The 18,869-nt window shown below is 63.7% G+C and carries 19 protein-coding genes; 6 read left to right on the forward strand and 13 right to left on the reverse strand.

The genetic code is table 11. The features are described from left to right. The first annotated feature begins 116 nt into the window (after window positions 1–116). Window positions 117–470, forward strand: a complete 354-nt coding sequence (locus ABIA96_RS05575; RefSeq protein WP_354136019.1) for a nuclear transport factor 2 family protein — start codon at window positions 117–119, stop codon at window positions 468–470. 18 nt (window positions 471–488) lie between these two features. On the opposite strand, the gene ABIA96_RS05580 is transcribed toward ABIA96_RS05575, so the two are convergent. Then, window positions 489–1,577 carry a Zn-dependent alcohol dehydrogenase gene (locus tag ABIA96_RS05580; protein ID WP_354136020.1) on the reverse strand — a complete coding sequence of 363 codons (1,089 nt, stop codon included), beginning with the start codon at window positions 1,575–1,577 and terminating at the stop codon, window positions 489–491. A 44-nt stretch (window positions 1,578–1,621) separates the two neighbouring features. Continuing rightward, window positions 1,622–3,406 carry an acyl-CoA dehydrogenase family protein gene (locus tag ABIA96_RS05585; protein ID WP_354136422.1) on the reverse strand — a complete coding sequence of 595 codons (1,785 nt, stop codon included), beginning with the start codon at window positions 3,404–3,406 and terminating at the stop codon, window positions 1,622–1,624. A gap of 220 nt (window positions 3,407–3,626) precedes the next feature. Between ABIA96_RS05585 and ABIA96_RS05590 the strand changes: the two genes are divergently transcribed. Together ABIA96_RS05590 and ABIA96_RS05595 are read left to right on the forward strand one after the other, a co-directional pair. Beyond that, on the forward strand, window positions 3,627–4,328 hold the full coding sequence (locus ABIA96_RS05590) for an SDR family NAD(P)-dependent oxidoreductase (protein ID WP_354136021.1): 702 nt from the start codon (window positions 3,627–3,629) through the stop codon (window positions 4,326–4,328). A gap of 122 nt (window positions 4,329–4,450) precedes the next feature. Beyond that, a complete protein-coding gene (locus ABIA96_RS05595) occupies window positions 4,451–5,281 on the forward strand; it encodes an enoyl-CoA hydratase (protein WP_354136022.1) in 831 nt (276 codons plus the stop codon). A 140-nt stretch (window positions 5,282–5,421) separates the two neighbouring features. Here ABIA96_RS05595 and ABIA96_RS05600 read toward each other — a convergent pair whose 3' ends face one another. Together ABIA96_RS05600 and ABIA96_RS05605 are read right to left on the reverse strand one after the other, a co-directional pair. Next, on the reverse strand, window positions 5,422–6,045 hold the full coding sequence (locus tag ABIA96_RS05600) for a GNAT family N-acetyltransferase (RefSeq protein ID WP_354136023.1): 624 nt from the start codon (window positions 6,043–6,045) through the stop codon (window positions 5,422–5,424). A gap of 69 nt (window positions 6,046–6,114) precedes the next feature. Continuing rightward, window positions 6,115–6,318, reverse strand: coding sequence for a DUF1127 domain-containing protein (locus tag ABIA96_RS05605; protein ID WP_354136024.1), 204 nt, complete (start codon window positions 6,316–6,318; stop codon window positions 6,115–6,117). Between the two features lie 110 nt (window positions 6,319–6,428). Between ABIA96_RS05605 and ABIA96_RS05610 the strand changes: the two genes are divergently transcribed. Both ABIA96_RS05610 and ABIA96_RS05615 read left to right on the forward strand, forming a co-directional pair. Further along, a complete protein-coding gene (locus tag ABIA96_RS05610) occupies window positions 6,429–7,328 on the forward strand; it encodes a transcriptional regulator GcvA (RefSeq protein WP_354136025.1) in 900 nt (299 codons plus the stop codon). A gap of 144 nt (window positions 7,329–7,472) precedes the next feature. Further along, window positions 7,473–8,819 carry an MFS transporter gene (locus tag ABIA96_RS05615; RefSeq protein ID WP_354136026.1) on the forward strand — a complete coding sequence of 449 codons (1,347 nt, stop codon included), beginning with the start codon at window positions 7,473–7,475 and terminating at the stop codon, window positions 8,817–8,819. 117 nt (window positions 8,820–8,936) lie between these two features. On the opposite strand, the gene ABIA96_RS05620 is transcribed toward ABIA96_RS05615, so the two are convergent. Genes ABIA96_RS05620 through ABIA96_RS05630 form a run of 3 tightly spaced genes read right to left on the reverse strand, consistent with a single transcriptional unit; the run spans window position 8,937 to window position 11,542 of the window. Then, window positions 8,937–9,350, reverse strand: coding sequence for a Rieske (2Fe-2S) protein (locus ABIA96_RS05620; protein ID WP_354136027.1), 414 nt, complete (start codon window positions 9,348–9,350; stop codon window positions 8,937–8,939). Beyond that, complete coding sequence (locus ABIA96_RS05625) at window positions 9,350–10,459, reverse strand: amidohydrolase family protein (protein WP_354136028.1); 1,110 nt, start codon at window positions 10,457–10,459, stop codon at window positions 9,350–9,352. Before ABIA96_RS05625 ends, ABIA96_RS05620 begins: the two co-directional genes overlap by 1 nt. Window positions 10,460–10,483: 24 nt before the next feature. Beyond that, entirely contained in the window at window positions 10,484–11,542 is a 1,059-nt protein-coding gene (locus tag ABIA96_RS05630) for an amidohydrolase family protein (protein ID WP_354136029.1), read from the reverse strand. Window positions 11,543–11,710: 168 nt separating this feature from the next. Between ABIA96_RS05630 and ABIA96_RS05635 the strand changes: the two genes are divergently transcribed. Next, window positions 11,711–12,193 carry a CinA family protein gene (locus tag ABIA96_RS05635; RefSeq protein ID WP_354136030.1) on the forward strand — a complete coding sequence of 161 codons (483 nt, stop codon included), beginning with the start codon at window positions 11,711–11,713 and terminating at the stop codon, window positions 12,191–12,193. A 222-nt stretch (window positions 12,194–12,415) separates the two neighbouring features. On the opposite strand, the gene ABIA96_RS05640 is transcribed toward ABIA96_RS05635, so the two are convergent. From ABIA96_RS05640 to ABIA96_RS05665, 6 genes are all read right to left on the reverse strand, one after another. Beyond that, on the reverse strand, window positions 12,416–12,691 hold the full coding sequence (locus tag ABIA96_RS05640) for a DUF1488 family protein (RefSeq protein WP_354136031.1): 276 nt from the start codon (window positions 12,689–12,691) through the stop codon (window positions 12,416–12,418). Window positions 12,692–12,776: 85 nt separating this feature from the next. Continuing rightward, a complete protein-coding gene (locus ABIA96_RS05645; protein WP_354136032.1) occupies window positions 12,777–13,397 on the reverse strand; it encodes a tetratricopeptide repeat protein in 621 nt (206 codons plus the stop codon). Window positions 13,398–13,540: 143 nt separating this feature from the next. After that, window positions 13,541–15,010: an AMP nucleosidase gene (locus ABIA96_RS05650; RefSeq protein ID WP_354136033.1), complete on the reverse strand. Its 1,470-nt coding sequence runs from the start codon at window positions 15,008–15,010 to the stop codon at window positions 13,541–13,543. Between the two features lie 206 nt (window positions 15,011–15,216). Next, window positions 15,217–16,551 carry an HlyD family type I secretion periplasmic adaptor subunit gene (locus ABIA96_RS05655; protein ID WP_354136034.1) on the reverse strand — a complete coding sequence of 445 codons (1,335 nt, stop codon included), beginning with the start codon at window positions 16,549–16,551 and terminating at the stop codon, window positions 15,217–15,219. Next, window positions 16,548–18,296 (reverse strand): type I secretion system permease/ATPase, encoded by a 1,749-nt coding sequence (locus ABIA96_RS05660; protein ID WP_354136035.1) that lies wholly within the window; start codon window positions 18,294–18,296, stop codon window positions 16,548–16,550. Before ABIA96_RS05660 ends, ABIA96_RS05655 begins: the two co-directional genes overlap by 4 nt. 281 nt (window positions 18,297–18,577) lie before the next feature. Next, window positions 18,578–18,847 (reverse strand): GlsB/YeaQ/YmgE family stress response membrane protein, encoded by a 270-nt coding sequence (locus tag ABIA96_RS05665; RefSeq protein WP_354136036.1) that lies wholly within the window; start codon window positions 18,845–18,847, stop codon window positions 18,578–18,580. Window positions 18,848–18,869: the final 22 nt, after the last annotated feature.

Below are 18,869 nucleotides of genomic sequence, written 5' to 3' on the forward strand. Positions count from 1 at the left end.
TCATTGCGAGCGCAGCGAAGCAATCCAGACTGTCACCGCGGAAAAACTCTGGATTGCTTCGTCGCTCTGCTCCTCGCAATGACGGAGCAAAATAACACAGAAGGGAGAGAGGCATCATGAGCCAGGACCTCGAACAGCTCACCGCACTCAACCGCGACTATGTCGCCTCCGTGCAGAATTGCGACGTCAAGCGTTTCGACGAAATCCTGGCGCCGGAGTTTTACTGCTCCAATCCCGACAAGACGCTTGTCGACCGCACCGCTTTCCTGGAGCAGACGGCCCGGCCGATCGCGATCCGGAACTTGAAGGAGCGCGACGTCATCATCCGCATCATGGGCGACTTCGCCATCATCCACGGCGCAACCAGCTACACCACCGCCGACGGCCAGCAGGCATCGGGCCGCTATACCGATTGCTGGGCGAAGAAGAACGGCAAGTGGCTGGCGGTGTCGGCGCACGTGTCGCGATAGTTGGCATGTAGCCTTCCGTCAACTATCAAACACAATCACGCTGCGCAGCGTCTTGCCCGCTTTCATGCTGGCAAAGCCCTCGTTGATCTCCGACAGCTTCAGTTTCGCCGAGATCCAGTCTTCCAGGTGAAGGCGGCCGCGCAGGTAGAAGTCGATCAGGCGTGGCATGTCCACCCGAAAATGGTTGGAGCCCATCGACGAGCCCTGGATCCGGCGCTCCCGCAGGAAATCGAAACCGTGCAGCTCGATTTTCTGGCCGAACGGGATCATGCCGACGATGGTGGCGGTGCCGCCCGAGGCGAGCATGCCGAAGGCCTGCTCGGCGGTTTCCTTGCGACCGAGCACCTCGAAGGAATGATGCACGCCGCCATTGGTGAGGTCGCGGACCTGCTTCACCACATCTCCATCGGCGGGATTGATGATGTCGGTTGCACCCAGCTTGGTCGCAAGCTGGAGCTTTGCCGGATTGGTGTCGATGGCGATGATGCGGCCGGCGCCGGCGATCTGCGCGCCGTTGATCGCAGCCATGCCGACGCCGCCGCAGCCGATCACGGCGACGGTCTCACCGGCCGTCACCTTCGCCGTGTTCACCACCGCGCCATAGCCGGTGATGACGCCGCAGCCGATCAGCGCGGCGAGGTCGAGCGGCATCTCTTTCCGGATTTTGACGATGGCGTTCTCGTGCACCAGCATCTGCTCCGCGAAGGACGAGAGGTTGAGGAACTGGTGCAGCTTCTCAGGCTTCGACCATTGCATCCGGTTGGAGGCGCCCGGCAGCAGTTTTACGGTGGTGTCGGTGCACAGCACGGTGCGGCCGGTGGTGCAATTGTCGCAGGTGCCGCAAAACACGGATAGGCAAGTGACGACGTGGTCGCCCGGCTTCACGTAAGTGACGTCGGAGCCGACCTGCTCGACGATCCCTGCGGATTCATGCCCGAGCACCGCGGGCAGCGGATGCGGATAAAGACCTTCCATGAAGTGCAGGTCGGAGTGGCAGAGCCCGGCCACCGACGTGCGGATCAGGACTTCGCGCGGGCCGGGCTTCGGCAGGCTGACATCCTCGATGACCAGCGGCTTGTTGACTTCATAAAGGACGGCGGCCTTCATCGGGCACTCCCTATCGCGTTTTTTGTTTGATCGTGGCGCGCAGCCTACGCCGCCAGAACCAGTTCGCCAACCTCGCTCATACCGGCATCGCGATCGCCGAGCAGAAGTGCTGCGATCTTCGCTTGCGCGGCATTTTCCGTCAGCCGGAACGGATCGCTTGGCGAGACCCGGTGATCGATCACCAGCCGCGACAGCAGCAGCCGGCGCGCATCGCCGCGCATCTCGTGGATGCGGTGCGCTTCCCAGGCGAGTGCGACCGCGCTTGCGACATGATAGAGCAGGCTCGTCGCGCGCCGCGCATCGGCTTCGTTGTCGGCCTTGCTCGCGACCTCGCGCGCAAAGCCGACGGCGCGATCGACGAGGCCGCGCAACTTGTCGCGCCAGGACTGCGGCACGGAGCCGCTGTCATCGAGACGCGCGTGCAGATCGGCCGAAAGCGCGGTTTCGGCGCCGTGACGGCCAACGGCGCGCCTCAGTGCATCGATCGCGACGATGTTGCCGGTGCCTTCCCAGACAGAGCCGAGATGGGCATCGCGCAGCAGGCGCGCCGTCGCAAATTCCTCGATATAGCCGATGCCGCCGCGCATCTCGAGCGCATCGCCACAGACTTTTCGCGCATCGCGCGTGGCACGGAATTTCAAGGTCGGGGTGAGGATGCGCAGCAGCGCCGCCGCATCCTGGCTGCCGGCCTCGGCGCGATCGAGCGCGTCGGCGGTGAGGAAACTCATCGACAGCGCCTGCTCGACCGGCAGCATGATCTTCAGCATCTGGCGGCGGCCGAGCGGCAGGTCGATGATGCGGCTGCCGAACACGACGCGATTCTTCGCCACCGTCATCGCATCATGATAGGCGCGGCGCATCAGCGCGGTCGATTTGACGCCGTTGGAGAGCCGCGACGAGTTCACCATCTCGGCCATCTGCACAAAACCGCGGTCGAGCTTGCCGACGGCATAGGCGATCGCGCCTTCGAGCTTGATCTCGCCCGAGGCCATCGAGCGGGTGCCGAGCTTGTCCTTCAGACGCACGATCCGGTAGTGGTTTTGCGAACCGTCGTCGAGGAAGCGCGGCATCAGGAACAAGCCGACGCCACGCGTGCCGGAGCCGGCGCCTTCCGGGCGCGCAAGCAGCATCACGACTTTCGCATCGGCATTCGAGCAGAACCATTTCTCGCCGCTGAGGCGCCAATGGTCGCCCTCCTGCACGGCGCGCGAGGTCAGCGTGCCGACGTCGGAGCCGCCCTCCTTCTCGGTCATGAACTGGCCGCCCTGGGTCAGCTTGCTCATGTCGGTCTGGGTCAGGCCGTCCAGATATTTGGCCTTCAGCGCATCGCTGCCAAAATTCGAAAGCAGCTTTGCGCAGCCGTCGGTGACGTTGATCGGGCAGCCCATGCCGAATTCGGTCTGGTTGAACAGGAACGTGAAGGCGTGCTTGGCGACGACCGGATATTTGTCCGGCCAGCCCATGATGCCCTTGCGGATCGACAGCGCGTGGATGCCGAACTCACCGAACGCGGCGTTCTCCAGCTCGCGATAGGCCGGGTGATATTCGATCCACTGTACATCGCGGCCGAATTTGTCGCGCTGGTGCAGCACCGGCGTGTGCCGGTCGGCAAGCCGCGCGCAGTCGTCGAGATGGCCGCCGGCCAATTCACCGAGGCGGTCGAGATGCGGCTCGATGTGGCGAAACAGCGCGTCCGGCAGATGGATGCGCAACAGATCCGTCAGCGCCTGATCGGCGCGGTAGAAATTCATGCCTGACGTATCGGGCGCCAGCAGGCCGGATGGTGCGGCCGCGAGATCTTCTGGCTGCGCTGTGACCGGCTTGTGCATGATCGTCCTCATCGTTTCCGTCCGGCGGCATTCTTAACGCTTGCCGCTTGGGATGATGTCGATCATGCTCCCATCGTGAGAGGCGATAAAGCCGCAAATTGTCAGGGAGGCATGATCGCCGTGAAGGAGCAATTCGCTCTGCGGAATGTGATCAGCCCGACTGGTTGTCAGCGCGGACCGTGCATAGATCAGCGGCGTCCCGTCCCCGAGAGATCACGCCATGGAACACCCGAAATACAAGATCGCCCTCATCGTCGGCGCCGGCGAAGGCCTGAGCGCCTCGCTGGCGCGGCTGCTGGCCGCGCAGGGCATCCGCGTCGCGCTGGCCGCGCGCAAGATCGAGAAGCTCGGCGCGCTCTGCAGCCAGACCGGCGCCAAGGCCTATGCCTGCAACGCCACCGAGCCGGATGAGGTCGAGCGCCTGTTCGGCCTGGTCGAGCGCGAGATCGGCGCGCCTGATCTCGTCGTCTACAACGCCAGCGGCCGCGCGCGCGGACCGTTCGTCGAACTCGTGCCGGCTGACGTCGCAAACGCCATCGCGGTCAGTGCCTATGGCGGCTTCCTGGTGGCGCAGCAGGCCGCAAAACGCATGGTGCCGAACAAGCATGGCGCGATCCTGTTCACTGGCGCCTCTGCCAGCGTCAAGGGCTACGCGCAATCCGCCCCGTTCGCGATGGGAAAGTTCGCGCTGCGCGGGCTCGCGCAGAGCATGGCCCGCGAACTGTCGCCGCAAGGCATCCATGTCGCGCATTTCGTCATCGACGGCGGCATCCGGAGTGCTGTGCGGACCGATCCAGCGGACAAGCCAGATTCGATGCTCGATCCCGACGCGATTGCCGAGAGCTATTGGAACGTGCTGCAGCAGCCGCGCAGCGCCTGGAGCTGGGAGTTGGAGCTGCGGCCCTGGGTGGAGAAGTTTTGAGGCGATAGAATTAGGCGCCATAGGGTGGGCAGAGGCGCACAGCGCCGTGCCCACCATCAGCAGCGCGGAAACAATGGTGGGCACGCTTCGCTTTGCCCACCCTACAAGACCAGGGAGCGACAATGACCACGGAAACCGCCATCGACACCGGCACCCATGAACTGCTCTGCGTGATCCGCGACCGCGTCGCTGTCATCACGCTGAACCGGCCTGATGCGCGCAACTCGCTGTCGGACACGCTGACGCCGGCGCTGCGCACGATGATCCGCAGCTGCGGCGAGGATCCCAAGGTCGGCGCGCTCTTGATCACCGGCGCCGGAGAAGCGTTCTGCGCCGGCGGCAACGTCAAGGGCATGGGCGCGCATCGCGACCCCAAAAAGCTGGAGATGTCGCTGCAGGACCGCGTCGCCGATCTCCAGGAGCGGCAACGGCTGCTCACGGGCGCGCTGGTGTCGGTGCGCAAGCCGACCATCGCTGCCCTCCCCGGCCCTGCGGTCGGCGCTGGGCTTGCCCTCGCCATGGCCTGCGACATCCGCATCGCCGCGCAATCGGCCTTCGTCGCCACCGGCTACGCGCGCATCGCGCTCTCCGGCGATTACGGCATCGCCTGGCTATTGACGCGGCTCGTCGGTACCGCGCGGGCGCGCGAGCTGCTGTTCACCGGCGATCGGGTCGACGCAGCGCGTGCCGAAGCCATCGGCCTCGTCAACCGCGTTGTGCCCGATGACAAATTGCAGGCCGAGGCCTTCGCACTCGCAAAGTCGCTCGCCGAAGGCCCGCGGCTCGCGCTGCGCTACATGAAGGACAATCTCGACGAAGCCCTGCAATTCGACTTCGAGACCGCCCGCGACCACGAGGCCGAGCGGCTGGTCCGCCTGACCACAACCGCCGATCACAAAGAGGCGGTGCAGGCCTTCATCGAGAAGCGCAAGGCGGTGTTCACCGGGAAGTAGGGGTCGTAGCCCGGATGGAGCGCAGCGGAATCCTGGGCGCCTGCGCGTATGGCACGAATGCCGGATTACGCAGCGCTCCATCCGGGCTACAAAAAAACGCCCGGCTCTGGTTTGCAACCTGAGCCGGGCGTGGAGTGGTGTCAGGCCAAGGCTGAGGGGCTATCGGCCTGACGGGAAAGGGCGGCGAGACGCCAGCTGGCGCAGGGAATGTCCTTCGGCGCGACGTGGATCTCCTTGTCGAAGCGCACCAGCTTCCAGTCGTCCGGATTGTTGACGAAGGTGAATCCGGATTTGCGCGCGAGCGAAATCATGGTCTGGTTGGAGCGCAGCGTGTCGCCGAAAACGTGCTCCGCGCCAAGTGCGGCGGCGCGACATTCGAGATTCTTCAGAAGCGCAGTGGCAATGCCGTGGCCCTGCCAGCGGTCGTCGACCGACAGGCCGAACTCGAGCGTCGAGGTCTCCTCGTGGAGAGCATAGCGCGCCTCGGCGACAATGGTCTCGAAACCGTCGACCATCATGGTCGCGACCACGGTGAAACGCTCTCGCTCGCCAATCTGGAGGAAGTCGTTCAGCAGCCCCTTGGGCAACTCGCTGATCGCGCCGAAGAAACGGTTGTAGCGGGAGCGGGTGGAGAGCGAACGGAAATAGTGCTGAAGCTCGTCGGTGTCGCGCGGCTCGACGAAGCGCACATTGAGGGCCTCACCCTGCCGGGTGCGCAGCACGTCCGAATATTGCTTCAGATCTTCCAGGCGAAGGGTGCTCATGACACGTGCTCGAGAGAAAGAGGGACCGCCGGCGCCCCTGTGATCAGGCGGCGCCGGCCTGGCGGCCAATCAGGCCCGCCAGAAGGGTTTCTCAGCCTCAAAGGCGACATCGCTCCAGGACAGGCCAACGTCGTGGAGATCGCGGGCAGTCCAGTTGGTCAACTCGCGACGAGTCCGATAGCGCTCATGCCAGACATGGAGGGTCTCGCCGACCTGGCTGATCAGGCCCGGCGCATGATCATTTGTCATCGAATTATGGGTCAAAGTAGACATCTTCAGCTCCTTGAGCTAACTTGACCGCTAATATCTGCTTCTCAGTGCACTGCGACAAACGACAATTTGTACCTCTTCGCATGAAATAACCTCATGCATCATGCTGCCAAATGACTGCCAGATTGCCCTCCCTGAACGGATTGCGGGCGTTTGAGGCCGCCGCGCGCCATCTCAGCTTCACGCTGGCGGCGAGTGAGCTGAACGTGACGCAGACCGCGATCAGCCATCAGATCCGCCGCCTCGAGGAGGAACTCGGCATCCGCCTGTTCATCCGGCAGAACCGCGCGCTGGCGCTGACGCCGGAGGCACGCGACTACCTTCCGGGCATCCGCGCCGCCTTCAACGACCTCCGCCTTGCCACCGACCGGCTGCTGCGCAAGGACGACGACAAGGTGCTGACGGTCTCGACCCTCGCCTCGCTCGCGGCAAAATGGCTGCTGCCGCGGCTGACCGATTTCCAGGAGGCGCATCCCGGCATCGACGTCCGCATCACCACCTCGGCCAGCCTGGTCGATTTCCAGCGCGACGATGTCGACGCCGCAATCCGGTACGGCCGCGGTCAATGGCCGGGCGTGCGCGCCGACTGGCTGATGGCGGACGAGCTGTTTCCGGTGTGCAGTCCCTCGCTGCTGCGTGGCGACAAGCCGCTGCGCCAACCGGAGGATCTCCGCGGCTATCCGCTGCTGCACACATCCAACGCCAACAGCGACGACTGGCGGCTGTGGCTGACGGCGGCGGGCCTGCCGGCCGACATCGCCAGGCAGCCCGGCATCACCTTCGACATGATCTTCATGACCATCCAGGCCGCGATCGACGGCATCGGCGTAGCGATGGGGCGGACTTCCTACGTTCGCGACGACGTCGCCAAGGGCCGGCTCGTGGTCCCCTTCAGGATCGCGCTTCCGGCCGATGCCGGCTTCTATTTGGTCTCGCCGGATGGCCGCCGCGAAGCGCCGAAGCTCACTGCGTTCCGCCAATGGATGATCGCCGCAACACAGAATAAAGCCTGAAAAATCATCAGCTTCTCCAGTGAAATGGGTTGACTCGCAAAGCCCCGCGCGAGAGGGGTTAGACAGATTGTCGCAGCAATAATCTGTCGCCTCGCCGCGAAAATGAGTTCCGGTTCGGCAACGTCTTCCACGGGAGCAACGTCAATGGCTGGACCAGCCGCATCAACCAATCCGCCCGCCATCAAGTCACGCATCGGCGCGATCCTGCGCGCAACGAGCGGCAACTTCCTCGAGCAGTTCGACTTCTTCCTGTTCGGCTTCTATGCGCAGGATATCGCAAAGGCGTTTTTCCCCGCCGCCGACGACACCGCGGCACTGCTCAATGCGTATGGCGTGTTCTGGCTCGGTGCGCTGATGCGTCCGGTCGGCGCAATCGTACTCGGCGCCTATATCGACCGCATTGGCCGTCGCCAGGGGCTGATCGTCACCCTCGCGCTCATGGCGCTCGGTACCGTGGTGATCGCCTTCTGCCCGTCTTACGCGGCGATCGGTGTTGCCGCCCCGGTGATTGTCCTGATTGGCCGGTTGATACAGGGGTTCTCCGCTGGCGTGGAACTGGGCGGCGTCTCAGTTTATCTTTCCGAGATCGCGACGCCTGGCAATCGCGGCTTTTACACCTCGTTCCAGTCTTCCAGTCAGCAGGTCGCGATCTTTGTCGCAGCGGTCATCGGCTTTATCCTGAGAGAAGCCATTCCCAGCGACACGTTCCTGGATTCCATCGGAGGAATCGCGAAGTGGCGCATCCCGTTCTTTATCGGCTGCATCATTATCCCGGTCATTTTCATGTTGCGGCGATCGCTTGAGGAAACGCCGGCCTTCCTCGCCATGAAGAAACATCCGAGCGCGAGCGAGGTATTCGCTTCGGCGATCGCGAACTGGCGCATTGTCATTCTCGGCATGATGATCGCGGTGCTGACCACGACGACCTTCTACTTCATCACGGTGTATGCCCCCGGTTTCGGCAAGCAGCTCAACCTTTCGCCGACAGGGACATTGCTCGTGACTCTTCTCGTTGCGGTGACCAATTTCATCTGGAATCCGGTCGGCGGCGCGGTATCCGACCGAATCGGCCGCAAGCCTGTGCTGCTGGTGATCGCAGGCCTGACGTTCCTGACTGCTTACCCGGCACTTTCCTGGCTCGCGGCAGCCCCCACCCTTGGAAAGTTGCTGGCAGTCCAGATGATGTTCTCGTTCTACTTTGGCGTTTACAGCGGCACGATGCTGGGGTGTCTGGTCGAGATCGTACCGGCACATGTTCGTACCACCTGCTTCTCGATCGCTTTCGCGTTGGCTGCAGGCATCTTCGGCACGTCCACGCCCATTGTCGCAACCAAACTGATCAGCATGACCAACGGCGACAGGGCCTCGCCGGCGTACTGGCTCATGTTCGGCGCGGCGCTCGGCATCATCGCCGCGCTCGTCGTTTATCGCGGCGGCGGCAAGGCGGTGACGACGTATGATACGGCGGCCGAGCCGGTCGCGGGGCATTGACGGTCAATCCGGGCCGCCTCGAATAGGTGAGCCCGGAAGCCATTTCTCTCAGCATTCCTGTCGCACGATGGATTCCGGGCTCGGTCCTACGGACCGCCCCGGAATGACGAGTGGGGCTTACAACTCCACCACCACGTAGTCGCTCTCGATCTTCACCGGGATCGTCTCGGCGACATACGGCCCCTTCACCACGCTCGCACCCGGCTCTACATGGGCCGCATACGCCTTCACGCGGAAGCGGCGGGGATCGCAATAGGACTGGCCGGTGCGGATGTCGAACTCCCAGCCGTGCCAGGGGCAGCGGATAATCTCGCCGAGTTTTGTGTATTCGATCTCGCCGGGGTCGCTCGATTGCGCGAGCCCGATCAGCGGCCCCTCGCACAGCGCCGCGCCCTGATGCGGACAGCGATTCATCAGGCCGAAATACTCGCCCTTGATGTTGAAGACCGCAATCGGCCGGCCATCGATCTCCAGGAATTTTCGCGTGCCCGGCGGCAACTCATCGACCGCGGCAATCACATGCCGCGCCATCAAGCTATTCCGTACAGCTTCTTCGCATTGCCAAGGTAAAACGCCTCGCGATTGGCCTCGCTGACACCAACCGGCAGCACGCGCGACGGCTCGTCGTAGTCCCAATGCGGATAGTCGGTCGCGAACAATAACCGGTCCCAGCCGATCCAGTTGATGACGTCAAACAGATCCTCACGCCGCTCCGGATCTTCCATCGGCTGCGTCGTCCACCAGACCTGCTCGCGGATATATTCGGACGGCGGCCGCTTCACGTGGGGCACCTCGCTGCGCAGACGCTGCCAGACCTTGTCGAGCCGCCACGCCAGCGACGGCGCCCAGCCGAAGCCAGCCTCGATCATCACCATCTTCAGCTTCGGGAAGCGCTCGAACACGCCTTCGAGCACCAGACTCGCCAGCGCCGATTGCTGGCACTGCGAATGGCCCACCATCTCCTCGATGTAATAGGAAGGCCAGCCCGACGGTGTGATCGGGTTGCCGCCGAAGCCGAAGGCGTGCACGCCCACCGGCAACTCCGCTTCTTCCGCGGCCTGATAGATCGGCCAATAACGGCGCTGGCCCAGCGGCTCGACATTGCGACTAAGCAGCAGCACCTGGACAAAGTTCTTGTCGCCGGCGCGCTCGCGGATTTCGGCAGCAGCCGACAGCCCGTCCTCATTGCCGACGACAATGGACGCTTTCAGCCGCTTGTCCTTGCTGGTCCATTTGTCGATCTGCCAGTCGTTGATGGCCGAGCAGAGCGCAGCCGAGAGCTCGTGATTGCGGATGCCCTGCCCGGTGTTGAGCGGATTGAGCACGCCGAGTTGCACATTGTTGGGATCGAGCAGCTGCTTCTGCATGAAGGAGAGCGAGGAGCCCTGCGCTCCGCCTTCTGGCGGATAGGCGTCGCGGCGCGAGGCGTTGGGCTGGGCTTTCGGATAGGGCGGGCCTTCCATCATGCCCTGATAGGCATGGACGCCGTAAATCTCGAGATGATGCTGCCAACGTTTGGCGAGATAGGGATAAAGCTCGGTGCGCGTGGCGCGCGCCGGATGGATGTCGCAATCCGCAATCGCGGTCTTGGTCGTCAATGGAGAAGCGGCTTCGGTGCCTTCGCGGAACTGGATATTCATCGCCTTGCCTCCTTTGGCAGCGGGCTAAGTCAGGCGGGGATAGGTTGCATGCGGATTGTCAATCATGATCTTGCGCACGAGATCGGGGGACAGACCTTGAGGCAGCGCGTCCAGGCCGTCGAACTGCCAGTGCGGATAGTCCGTCGAGAATAGGACCAATTCGTCGGACTGCATATGATCAAACAGGCGAATTAATGTCGCTTCGTCCGGCGGTGCATCAAATGGTTGTAACGAGAAGCGGATGTTGCTGCGCACAATTTCAAGCGGCGCGCGATCGACCCACGGCGTCTCCATCCGCACTCCGCGCCAGAACTTGTGCAGGCGCCAGAGAAAAGGAGATATCCAGGAGACGCCGGATTCCAGCATCACTATTTTCAGCCGTGGATATTTGGCGAACACGCCCTCGACAATCAGGCTGGTGAGCTGGGCCTGGAACGCCTGGGCCTGACCGACATAATCCTCGATGTGATAGGATCCCCACCCCACCGCGGTCGGCGGATTGTGATAGGCGGAACCGGCGTGGATGCCGACCGGCAGATCGTGCCGTTCCGCGGCCTCATAGATCGGCCACAGCGCGCGCTTGCCGAGCGGCGTGTCGCCCATGACAAGCATCAGCACCTGCACGAAGCGCCTGTCCTGGGCGCAGCGCTCGATCTCGGCAACGGCTTTCTCGACGCTTTGCGTCGGGATTACGATCGAGCCGCGCAGCCGGGAATCGCGATCGAGCCATTCTTTCGCGAGCCATTCATTCAGCGCGCGGCAGAAGGCAGCCTGCAAATCTTCCGAAAACACCATCTGCACGCCATAGAGCGGATTGCAGATGGCATGCGTGAGCTGGAAGGGATCGAGCACATGGCGCTGCATGTCCTGCAGGCTCTCGCCCGGCTTGCCATTCTCGGGGCGCCAATCGGGCCGCGCCACGATCGGCGAGTTCTTCGGATAGGATTGCGAGACGAGATCGACCATGCCGCGCGTCGTCACCTGATCGCGCCAATAGTCGTTCAGGTACGGCAGCAGGCTGGCCAGATGCGGCACGGCCGGATGCACATCGCAATCCACCCCACCGGCGATCAGGGACGCCATGACGTCTCCCTTCTCACGTTTCCTCGTCTTGTCTTGTCGCGGGGGGCGCTTGCCACTCCATCTTGTCCCCATTCAAGCAGGCCTGCCCTTCGCCCGCAACTCGGCCAAGGCTTCTGTCATATGCTAGGAAGGCCGAGCTCGGTTGCGCAGGAATAAGGGGTGTTAGGGATGAAAGAGCTTGTCGGCATTGCGGAACAGGTCGCGGCAAAACTGATCGCCCGCAAAGAGACCGTTGCGGTCGCGGAATCCTCGACCGGCGGCCTGATCGCGGCGAGCCTGCTCGCGGTGCCCGGCGCCTCCGCCTATTTCCTCGGTGGTGCGGTGGTCTACACCCGCGACGCCAGGCGTGTGCTGATGGATATTTCGGACGAAGGAATGAAGGGCTTTCGCTCGTCGTCGGAACCTTATGCCAAGCTCTTGGCAGAGCAGATGCGTGGCCGCTTCAGCTCCGACTGGGCCCTGTCCGAGACCGGCGCAGCCGGCCCGACCGGCAACCGTTACGGCGACGCAGCCGGCCATAGCTGCATGGCGGTCGCGGGGTCCGCAGCGGAGGTGATGACGCTGGAAACGGGGAGCAATGATCGGCTCGCGAACATGCAGGTGTTCGCTGCGACGGCGCTGGGGCTGTTGCTGAAGAAGCTGGAGGGGTGAGCTGCATTGCCGGCAGCTCACACTTTTAGTACCGTCATCCTGAGGTGCGAGACACGTGGCGCAACAGCGCCACCTGGGGAGCCTCGAAGGATGAACGGCCGAGATGCAGCCGGTCCGTCGCCCTTCGAGGGGCGCTGAAGAAGCGGCCACCTCCAGCGACAACGGCTACGCCGTTGCGCGGGAGTGACGGCGAGAGATTTGTGTCCGCGGCAGCCGATCTACTCACCTTCCCAAATGCCGAATAAAGATCCGCACCACATAGCCTTTGAACCGTGGCGCCTCGTCGTAGAGGTCCGACGCGATTCGTTCGATGCTCTCGCGCAGCGACGTGAACTGCGCCTGTCGCGCGCTGCTCTCGGTGCCCTGCATGCCCGCGAGTTCGTCCATCGCGGCGTCGCTGATCTGGCACTGCACGATTTCGCCGTCGGTCAGCATAGTGAAGCGAAAGGCCAACCGTTCGAGGTCATGGCCGATGATCCTGTCGCGCGCCAGCGGCATCCAATTGTCCCGTTCGCACCCCCGAACGGGACAATGCAAAAAATCCGGCGGCTTGTCACCTTGGCCGCAAGACGAGCAGCGCCCCCTAGTAGACGAGCGCAGTCCCAGTCGGCTTCTCCAGCGCGGCGGCCAACGATTTGTACTCTTCGCAATCCGTTCCGCAGATGGCTGCAATCCGGCTCAGATGATAGAGCGCCTGCTCGCGATTGCCCCGCTCGAGCTGCCATAGACCATAATATTGCCAGGTCAGGACATGGTTCGGATCGATCTTCAGTGCGTGTTCGTACCAGACGCGCGACTGCTCGTAGTCGCCGAGCTTACGGTAGGAGTAGCCGATGAGGTTGGCGACGTTCGGATGGTCGTCATGGCCAAGCGACTTCAATTGCGCGATCGCGGTGGTGTAGTCGTTGCGCTCGTAGATGGTGTCGTAGGCTACGCGGTAGCCGGCCGCGAATGCGGGATCGTCAATGCTGGACTGGTTGTTTGGCTTCTTGCCCTTCTGTCCGGCCTTCGTTCCCGAACGCTTCGGATAGGCCGGCTGGGCGGTGCTGGGCGTTGAATAGGTGCTGCCAAAGGGATCGGGGCCACCGCCACCGCCACCGCCTCCACCACCGCCGCCGCCACCTCCCCCTGCAGCATGCACAGGGGAAACCAGCAGCGCCGCAAACATTCCCAGCGTGACGGGCCTGATCATCGTTGCGATCATTTCTGTCTCCTGTCTCGATCCACGGGGCCCCGGACGAGATGATAACCCCTCTTTCGCCGAGATATTCCGGAGCGCGGTGCTCACCGAAACGTCAACGTCGTACGACAGTTCTCCTGTCCTTGCGGTCGCCGGGAATAGGCGCGCTACTGGAACGCCACTTCGGCAAAGCTGCGGAGTTTTCGCGAATGCAGCCGCTCGGATTCCTGTTGCTTGAGCCGCTCCAGTGCTTTCAGGCCGATTTCGAGATGCTGACCGACGCGGCGGCGGTAGAATTCGCTGGCCATGCCAGCGAGCTTGATCTCACCATGCAGCGGCTTGTCGGAGACGCAGAGCAGCGTGCCATAGGGCACGCGGAAGCGATAACCATTGGCGGCGATCGCAGCCGATTCCATGTCGAGCGCGACCGCACGCGATTGCGACATGCGGCGAATGACCTCGGGCCCGGAGATTTCCCAGTTGCGGTTGTCGACGCTGGCGACCGTACCCGTGCGCATCAGGCGCTTGAGCTCGAATCCCTCGAGGCCGGTGACGTCCTCGACCGCCTGCTCCAGCGCGACCTGCATCTCGGCCAGCGCCGGGATCGGCACCCACAGCGGCAGTTCGCGATCGAGCACGTGGTCCTCGCGCACATAGCCATGCGCAAGCACGTAGTCGCCGAGCCGCTGCGTGTTGCGCAGGCCGGCGCAATGCCCGAGCATCAGCCAGGCATGCGGCCGCAGTACCGCAACGTGATCGGTGACGTTGCGCGCGTTGGACGGACCGGTGCCGATATTGATCAGGGAGATGCCGCGATAGCCGGGCATGACCAGATGAAAGGCCGGCATCTGCGGGATGCGCGCGGGCACATCCCCGGTCGTCGCACCGCCGCTGCGCGTGATCACATTGCCGGGTGCGACGAAGGCTTCGAGGCCCGCCTCGCTCGCCTGGAGCCGCTGCTGGCAGAGCTGCGCAAAGGCATCGACATAGAACTGGTAGTTGGTGAAGATCACAAAGTTCTGGAAATGCTCGGGATCGGTGCCGGTGTAGTGATAGAGCCGGCGCAGCGAGTAATCGACGCGCGCGGCGCGGAACAGCGACAGCGGGTCAGGCGCCCCCGCCCGAAGCTCGAACGTGCCGTCGGCGATCGCGTCGTCCATGGTGGCGAGATCAGGTACGTCGAACGCATCGCGCAGCGACCTGGTGACCAACGAATTCTCACTGGTGGTGATGACGGCCTCGATGTTGATGTCGCGACGATAGGCGAAGTGAATCGGGATCGGCTCGTTGGACTCGCCGATCTCGACGGGAACGCCGTGGTTCTGGATCAGGAGGCCGATCTGCTCGATGAGATAGGCGCGGAACAGATCGGGCCGCGTGACACTGGTCTCATGCACGCCGGGACCCGCGACGAAGCCGTAGGCGAGGCGCGAATCCAGCCGCGCATGCGTTGCGGTGGTGAGGCGGACGAAGGGGTAGTAGGCCCGCACTCGCGTTGTGATCGCCTCGCCCGAGACATAGGCCTCGAACCGGTCGCGCAGGAATTTGGTGTTGCGCTCGTAGATTTCTTCGAGACGGGCGACGGCGAGGCCCGCGTCGGAGAAGGATTTTGTGGCGATGGAGGGCGGGGTCTGCATTGCTCGACGCCGGGTTGTTGGACCTGAGTCGAACTATAGCAAAGAAGAGGGTGCCGTAAGGTGGGCAAAGCAGAGCTTGCCCACCATCTTCGTCGCCGAGTTGTGCAAGGAATGGTGGGCACGGCGCGTTGCGCCTTTGCCCACCCTTGCTACGAGACCGTCATGACCGGGGCCAGGCGCGCTCCGGGATGACACGCTTTCGCGCCTCACTTCTCCCGGAAGGCCCGCATGAACTGGTCGTGCAACGGCTTCATCAGGTAAGATAGCATGGTGCGGTCGCCGGTCTGGACGAAGGCTTCCGCCGGCATGCCGGGGATCAACTTGGAATCGCCGAGACGCGCGACCTCTTCGGCGGGCATCGACACGCGGATCGTATAGTAGCTCTGGCCGGTCCGCTGGTCGGTGGTGACGTCAGGCGAGACGCGGGTGACGACGCCGTTGAGTTCGGGCGTGGTGCGCTGGTTGAAGGCAGAGAGACGCAGCAGCGTCTTCTGGCCGATCTGCAGCTTGTCGATATCGACCGGATTGACCTTGGCCTCGACCTGGAGGTCATCGGTCTGCGGCACGATCAGCATCAACGTGTCGCCGGCCGTGACGACACCGCCGACGGTGTGCACCGTCGATTGCAGCACCATGCCGTCCTGCGGCGCACGGATATCGACGCGGCGAAGCTGGTCTTCGGCCGCGACCTTGCGCTCGATCAGCTCGCCGCTCTTGTCATTGGTTTCGCGCAAATCCTTGGAGACCTCGCTCACCATGTCCTTGTCGACCTGGATGATCTGAAGCTCGGTCTCGGTGATCTTGCCCTTGGCCTGCGCCCGCGAGGCGACGTACTGCGCGCGCTCGCCGTTGAGGCGGGCGCTGTCGCGCTCAAGCGTCGTCAGGCGCGAGATCTGCACCAGGTGTTTGTCATAGAGATCGCGCACACCGGTGAGTTCCTGCTGCACCAGCACGATTTCCTTGTCCTTGGCTTTCTCCTGCGCGACCAGCCCCTCGATCTCCTCGTTGAGCTGCTGGATGCGCTCGCGAAGCTGCGCCTTCTGGCCGGCACGGCCGTTGACGCGGACGTCGAACAGCTTGCTTTCGCTGTCGAGCAGCGTCCTGACGTCGGGATCGCCGATACGATCGAGCAGCATCTGCGGGAATTCGATCTTGTCGAGACCGCGCTGCTCGGCCTGAAGCCGTGCCGCGCGCGCCAGCGCAGCGTCGAGATTCTTGGTGACGATGGCAAGATTGGCCTTGGTGACGGTGTCGTCGAGCCGCACCACGATATCGCCGGCCTTGACCACGTCGCCGTCGCGGGCGCGCACCTCGCCGACCACGCCGCCGGTCGGATGCTGCACTTTCTTGACGTTGGATTCGACCACGATCTGGCCCGGCGCGATCAGCGCGCCCGAAATCAGCACCGTCGAAGCCCAGCCGCCGAGGCCGACGGCCAGAAACAGCACGATCCCGAGGCCCAGGAGCAGGTGAAACCGGATCGAATCCCGCACGGTCCGCTTCGCGGCGGGCTTTGTGCCGCCAACCGTCATCGTGCTCATGGTTTGGCCACTCCGCCTTCGCTGACGATCTTGATCGGCGCCGGCGGCGCGACGCGGGGCTGCAGCACCTGGGCGAGCACCTGTTCCTTCGGACCGAAGGCCTGCATGCGGCCGTCGCGGAGCACCAGGATCTGGTCGACCGCCTCGACGCCGATGGGCCGGTGCGCCACCACGATGACGATGGCGCCGCGCTCGCGCGCGCTGCGGATCGCGCGGGTCAGCGCCTCGTCGCCTTCGGTATCGAGATTGGAATTGGGCTCGTCCAGCACGATCAGGAACGGATTGCCGTAGAGCGCGCGCGCCAGCGCCACGCGCTGGGCCTGGCCTGCGGAGAGCGAGCCGCCCTGCTCGCCGACTTGCGTGTTATAGCCCTCGCGCATCTTGATGATCATCTCGTGCACGCCGGCTTCCTTGGCCGCGGAGATGATGCCGTCGGAAGTAGCCTCCGGATCGAAGCGGCTGATGTTCTGCGCGATGGTGCCACCGAACAATTCGACGTCCTGCGGCAGATAACCGATGTAGCGGCCGAGCACGTCGGACGCCCACTGGTCGAGCGCCGCGCCGTCGAGCCGCACCTTGCCGCGAACGGGCTGCCAGACGCCGACCAGCGCGCGGATCAGCGAGGACTTGCCGGAGCCGCTGGGTCCGATCACGCCGAGGGCGCTGCCGGCTTCGAGCGCAAAGTTGACGTCCTGGACGATGAGGCGCTGGTCACCCGGCGCCACCATGGCGACGCTTTCGACCGAGAGCCGGCTGCCGGGCGCCTGCAACTGGGTCGGCGTCGCCTGTGCCGGCATCTGTTCCAGCAGGCGGCTGAGGCGATGCCAGCTCTGGCGTGCCGCGACAAAGGATTTCCAATGGGCGATCGCGAGATCGACCGGCGCCAGCGCGCGGGCCGAGAGGATCGAGCCCGCAATGATGATGCCGGCGGTGGCCTCCTGGCGAATGACGAGCGTGGCGCCGACAGCGAGCACCGCGGATTGCAGCATCATGCGCAGCACTTTTGCGATCGCGCCGAGGCCGCCGGCGACGTCGCTGGCGCGCTGATTGCCGGCGAGGTATTTTTCGTTGGCCTCGCTCCAGCGCGCGTTCAGCCGGCCGGCCATACCCATCGACACCAGCACTTCGGCATTGCGGCGGCTGGACTGGGCGATGTCGTTGCGCTGCGCGGCAAGGCCCATCGCGTCCTTCGCCGGCTGGCGGGACAGGAATTCGGTGACCAGCGTCAGCCCGACCAGAATGACGGCGCCAACCAGCGCGGTGATACCGATCCAGACGTGGAAGGCGAAGCAGATGCCGAGATAGAGCGGCAGCCAGGGCAGGTCGAAGAACGCGCTCGGGCCCATGCCGCCGAGGAAGGAGCGGACATTGTCGAGATCGCGCAGCGGCTGCAGACCTTCGTTGCGGCTGCCGACCAGCAGCGGCAGGCGCACGATGGTGTCGAACACGCGCTTGTTGAGGGCCTCGTCGAGCGCGGTGCCGACCCGCCCCAGGATGCGGTTGCGGATCATGTCGAGCACGCCCTGTGCCATATAGAGGCCGCTGGCGAGGACGATCAGGCCGACGAGGGTGGGGATGCTGCGGCTCGGCAGCACCCGGTCGTAGACCTCCAGCATGAAGAGCGACCCGGTCAGATAGAGCAGGTTGATCATGCAGCTCATGAAGCCGAGGCCAACGAACGCCGTGCGGCAGGCACGTAGCGCGTCACCGAGCTCTGAACGGCGGAGGCCGGGAACGGCTGCCATCAGTCTGATCTCTTTCGGGTAAGGGGCAAAACCCCCTGGTTTCCAAAGCCCTGATTACGAAGGCAAATCGAGGCGTACGCACCTCGGATTAATTTCGGGTTCTCCCCCGCGTGCAACGCAAACGAATTAATCCGGAGCACGCCACATCTACCCCGGAAGGCCAGATGTGCAAGTCCGGTATTTCACAGTCTTTGCGGCTTTTTATAGCAAACACAAGCGCCTCTCCCCAAGGTTGGTCAAGGTTGGGGAGAGGCGAAAAGGTTCCGATCGACCTGCGGCTGCTAGAACCGGCCGCCGCCGCGCACCAGCCGCACCACCAGCAACAGGATGATGGCGCCGATGGCGGAATAGATGATCTCCGAAATCAGCCCGGCGCCGATATGAATGCCGAGCTTCGGGAACAGGAAACTCGCGATAAAGGCGCCGGCGATGCCGATCACGATGTCGCCGATAATGCCGAACCCGGCCCCCCGCACCACCTTGCCGGCCAGCCAGCCGGCGATCAGGCCGACGAACAGGATGACGAGCAGGCCTTCATTCGAAATGTACATAGGTCAGATCCCTCTCCTTTAG

Source organism: Bradyrhizobium sp. LB11.1, from assembly GCF_040549385.1.
Classification (GTDB): Bacteria; Pseudomonadota; Alphaproteobacteria; order Rhizobiales; family Xanthobacteraceae; genus Bradyrhizobium.